The following is a 4746-nucleotide window of genomic DNA, read 5'->3' as shown; positions in this document are numbered from 1 at the left end:
CTACCGGTGATCATTCTGACCGGACACGGCGAATTTCCTGCCAGCGTCAGAGCGATCAAATCAGGCGCCGAGGATTATCTGGTCAAACCGGTGACCCGGGAAAAACTGTTGCTCGCCGTGCATTCGGCCCTGGCGAAATCCGAACAGATGCTCGACCTGGCCGACCGCCGGCAACAAGCCCGCCAGCGAGTGGAGCACCTGACGCGGCGCGAACGGGAAGTCATGCAGTTGGTGGTCAACGGTGCCAGCGCCAAAGAAATCGCCCGCGGTTTGAATATCAGTCACCGTACCGTAGAAAAGCATAAAAGCAGCCTGATGCAAAAGACCGGCTCGACAAATCTGCTCGATTTGGTCAAACTGGCTACGGAATCCGGTCTGGCTTCCGGCGACCGCTCGGAACCGTAGCCGGCCAACCTCTTACTTTCCGCGCGCCCCAGGCGTAACTTCTGGCGGCCGGTGTTACCATGACCCAGCCTGTTTCGGTACTGACACCTTTCAAAAATTTTATCGATACCTTGCCGGATGCAACGCTGCTAGTCGACGGACAACATCGAATTGTGTTCGCCAATCGCGAAGTCGAAACCCTGTTCGGCTACTCTGCCACCGAATTGGAAACGCTGGATATCGACCAGCTACTACCGCAACGTTTCCGCGCCATGCACCAGCAACAGCGGCAATCTTACATGGCGGAACCCAAGGTCAGACGCATGGGAAGCGGCCTGAATCTGTGGGGCTTGCACAAATCCGGCCGCGAATTTCCGGTGGAAATCAGCTTGAGTCCGTTGCAAACCGAGCCGGACTCGATCATCGTCTGCACCGTCCGCGACATCAGCCATCTGAAAAAAGCCGAACAAGCGCTACTCAACGACGAGCGCTTCCGCCTGTTCATGGCGCACGCGCCGTCTGCCATCGCCATGTTCGACCGGGACATGCGCTATCTGGCGGCGAGCCGGCGCTGGCTGGAGGATTACCGGCTGGATCGGCGCGACATCATCGGCTTAAGCCACTACGAGGTGTTTCCGGATATTCCCGAACGCTGGCGCGAGATCCACCGCCGCTGCCTGGCCGGAGAGGTGTTGCGTACCGACGACGACATTTTTGTCCGCGCCGACGGCGAGATCGATTGGGTGAAATGGGAAATGTGTCCTTGGTATGCCAACGACGGCAGCGTCGGCGGCGCGATTTTGTTCACCGAAGTCATCACCGCGCGCAAGGACGCCGAAACCAAGTTACGAAACAGCGAAGATCATTTCCGCAAAATCTTGGACAACGCGGTTACCGGCATCGCCATCACCGATCTGGCCGGGCATTTTCAGTATTGCAATAACGCTTACTCTACGATCACCGGTTATTCGTTACCGGAACTACAAAGCCTCAAATTCCAGAGCCTGATCCACCCCGACGACTTGGCGGCCAATCTGGCCCGGGTCCGGCAAGTACTCGGCGGTGAAATCGCTTCGTTCGTCATCGAAAACCGTTATATCGCCAAATCCGGCCAGCCGGTCTGGGTCCGAAAATACGGTTCCACCCTGCCGGGCGACCCGATGCAATTGATGGTGATCGTGATCGACATCAACCAGCTCAAGCAGATCGAGTTGGACTTGCAACGGAGCTACCTTAACCTGACTGCTAGCGAGCGGCTGTTCCGCAGCCTGATCGAATCCATGCCGCAAATGGCTTGGATTGCCGATAGCGCGGGCGTCATCAGCTACGCCAATACGCAATGGCTGACTTACCTGGATTGTCCGAATCCACCGCATCCGGACGAAGTATGGTTCGCCCAGATCCACCCGAACGACCGCCAGCGGGTGATGCTGGCTTGGGAGCGGGCTATCCGCCAGCAAGCGTCGTTCAATCTCGAATGCCGCTTGTTGAACTTCGAAAACAATTACCGCTGGTGGCAAATTCGGGTCGTCGTCCTGCAAAAAATAACGGGCGATGCCGGCGAATGGCTGGGCATCTGTACCGATATTCACGAACTAAAACGGGAAGAGGAGACGCTGGAGCTGCTGAGCACGGCCTGTTTCCGGCTCTGGCAAACCAATAACCTGGAGGACGGGTTGCAAGAAATGCTGACGGCAACCATGGGCATGCTACAGGCCGACCTGGGTAACATCCAATTGTTAAGCCGCGAGGGCGATTTACAAATCGTCAGCCAACAGGGTTTTGGCCGGGATTTCCTGGACTGTTTTCGCAGCGTGTCGCCGGAAACGCCGACCGCTTGCGGACTGGCATTACGCACCGGCCAGCGGCAAGTGATCGCTGACGTCGACCAAGATCCGTTTTACGCGCCGTTCCGCGAGGTCGCCCGCCGAGCCGGCTACCGAGCCGTGCAGAGTACGCCGCTCATGTCCAGGGAAGGCCAACCGATCGGCGTGATCTCCACCCATTTCCGGACGCCGCGGGTTTTGGACACACTCGAAACCAGCATGCTCGATATCTATGCGCAACAGGCGGCCAATTTCATCAAGCGCTGTCAGGCGGAAACCAGCCTGCGGCAAAGCGAGGAACATTTTCGCCGCGTTTTCGACAATGCCTTGGTCGGGATTTCGGTTAGAGACCGGGGTGGAAATCTGCTGGATTGCAATACGGCTTACTGCAATTTACTGGGATACAGCCGAGAAGAACTGCAACGGCTTCCGCTGAAAAAGGTCATGTATGCCGCCGATATCGACAGCTACCTGCACAACTTTCGGCAATTGAGCGCGGGCAAAGTACGTTTTTTCCAGATCGAGGCCCGCTATGTCTGCAAATCCGGCGGGGTGCATTGGGTCAACCAATATATCTGTATCTTACACAAGCAAAACGGCGAGCAGGAGACAGTACTGACGGTAGTCTCGGATATTTCCGCGCTGAAACAAAGCCAAGCCGAATTGCGCAGCAACAAAAGGCATCTTGAAGCCGCGGTGAAAGCCCGAACCCGGGAGCTCAAAGACGCGCTGGTTACTGCTGAAAAAGCCAACGAATTCAAAACCCGGTTTTTAAATGCCGCCAGCCACGATTTGCGCCAGCCGCTGCAATCGGCCGATTTGTACCTGTCGGTGCTGGCAAAGCGGCTGGAGGCGTCCGATTGCAAGGCGATATGTGACGACTTGCACGAGTCGATCGCGATGATGGGCTCGATCCTGGACGCACTGCTCGACATTGCCCGCTTGGAAAGCGGCATTATCGTACCCAGCAAACGTGATTTTCCGTTGCGGGAATTGTTCGACCGCCTCGCCGCGTCGACCGTGCTGCAAGCCGAGATCAAACGCCTGCGCCTGGCATACCAGCACGAGGAATGCGTAATACATAGCGATCCGGCCTTGCTGGAACGCATCGTCGGCAATCTTGTCGCCAACGCCATCAAATATACCGAACGCGGCCAAATCAACGTCTCCTGCGCCTGCAGCGACAATACGGCGCGCATCTCCGTCGAAGACACCGGAATAGGCATTCCGCCCGATAGCGTGGGACATATTTTCGAGGCGTACTACCAAGTCGACAATACCGAGCGCCACCGCGATAACGGTCTCGGGCTGGGCTTGGCGATTGTCAAGCATATCGCCGACATACTCGGCTTGCAGCTGGCGGTCGATTCGCAGCCGGGCGTCGGCTCGGTATTCTCGGTGGAGGTGCCGTTAGGTACCACACTGCCAGTGCCCGCCGACACCCAACCCGCCAAGCCGACAGCAAACAATAACAGCGCGGCCCATGTCTTGTTTATCGACGACGATCCGGCGATCTGCAAAGCGGTAAAAATGCTGTTCGAGGCGCACGGCATCAGTGGCCATTTCGCCCAAAACGGCGAGGCGGCAATGGCAGCGATTGGCGACGGCTTGCGGCCTAGCCTGATTGTCAGCGATTACCAACTGCCGGGATTGGACGGTATCGAAACGATAGGCCGGATTCGTGCCGCGATCGGCGTCGAATCACCCGCGCTGATCGTCACCGGCAACACCGCTTTGACCAAAACGCTGGGCAAGCAGCTGCCGAATTGCAAAGCATTCTCCAAGCCGCTGGAGCCCGCACGCTTACTGGCATTAATCGAGGCCTACCTACCCGCCGCGCAGGACTAGCGCGCTACGGTTTGGCGCGCCAAACCGAACCGCAGCAGCCGGCCCACGCATTTTTAGCCCGGTACATGTCCGCATCGGCTTGAACGATCAACTCTTCGATATTTTGCTGGCCGGCCGGATAAGTGGCAATCCCGATACTGATGGTGAGTTGGATGTCCAGATCGTCGATCCGGTACGGCATGGATAGTTGCTTGCGAATTTTATCGATGACGATGTCGCCGCTGTCCTGGCCGGCCATCTCTGGCAACATCACGATAAATTCGTCGCCACCGTAGCGGCAAGCGGTATCGCCGCGACGAATGCAAGCCGTCAAACGCTCCGCCACTTGCTGTAACATTCGGTCGCCGACGGTGTGCCCGAAGGTGTCGTTGATGTATTTGAATTTATCCAAATCCAGAAACAGCAACGCCACGGGTTTGTGATGCCTAGGGGACTGAGCGATGGCCTGTTTCAGGCGGTCTTCGAACAAACGTCGGTTCGGCAAGCCGGTCAAGTCGTCGTGATCGGCGAAATAGCGCGCCTTCAGATAGCGTTTCGCCAGTTTTTTCAACCGCTTTCTGCAAGACAAGTTATCTTTCTCCAGCGCCTTGATCTGCTCCTGAGCGGCGGTTAATCGCGTCAGGTTCTCGGCATACGCTGTTTCGAGATCGGCCAGCTTTGCGGAGTATTCGCTAAAAATCGGGATATG

3 protein-coding genes are annotated in these 4746 nt (G+C 57.1%); 2 read left to right on the top strand and 1 reads right to left on the bottom strand.

Going from position 1 to position 4746, the window contains the following annotated elements; genetic code table 11:
- On the top strand, window positions 1–405 hold a 405-nt coding region (locus tag AC3B8H_RS18690; protein WP_488443042.1), incomplete at its 5' end, for a response regulator transcription factor.
- Window positions 406–464: 59 nt separating this feature from the next.
- A complete protein-coding gene (locus AC3B8H_RS18685) occupies window positions 465–4058 on the top strand; it encodes a PAS domain S-box protein (protein ID WP_488443041.1) in 3594 nt (1197 codons plus the stop codon).
- Window positions 4059–4062: 4 nt separating this feature from the next.
- Here the strand turns inward: AC3B8H_RS18685 and AC3B8H_RS18680 are convergent.
- A partial coding sequence (locus tag AC3B8H_RS18680; protein WP_488443040.1) for a diguanylate cyclase domain-containing protein occupies window positions 4063–4746 on the bottom strand: 684 nt, incomplete at its 5' end.

It is taken from the genome of Methylomonas sp. BG-2 (assembly GCF_057766305.1).
Note: the sequence above shows the minus strand (reverse complement) of the source record. Positions and strands in the feature narration are given on the sequence as shown.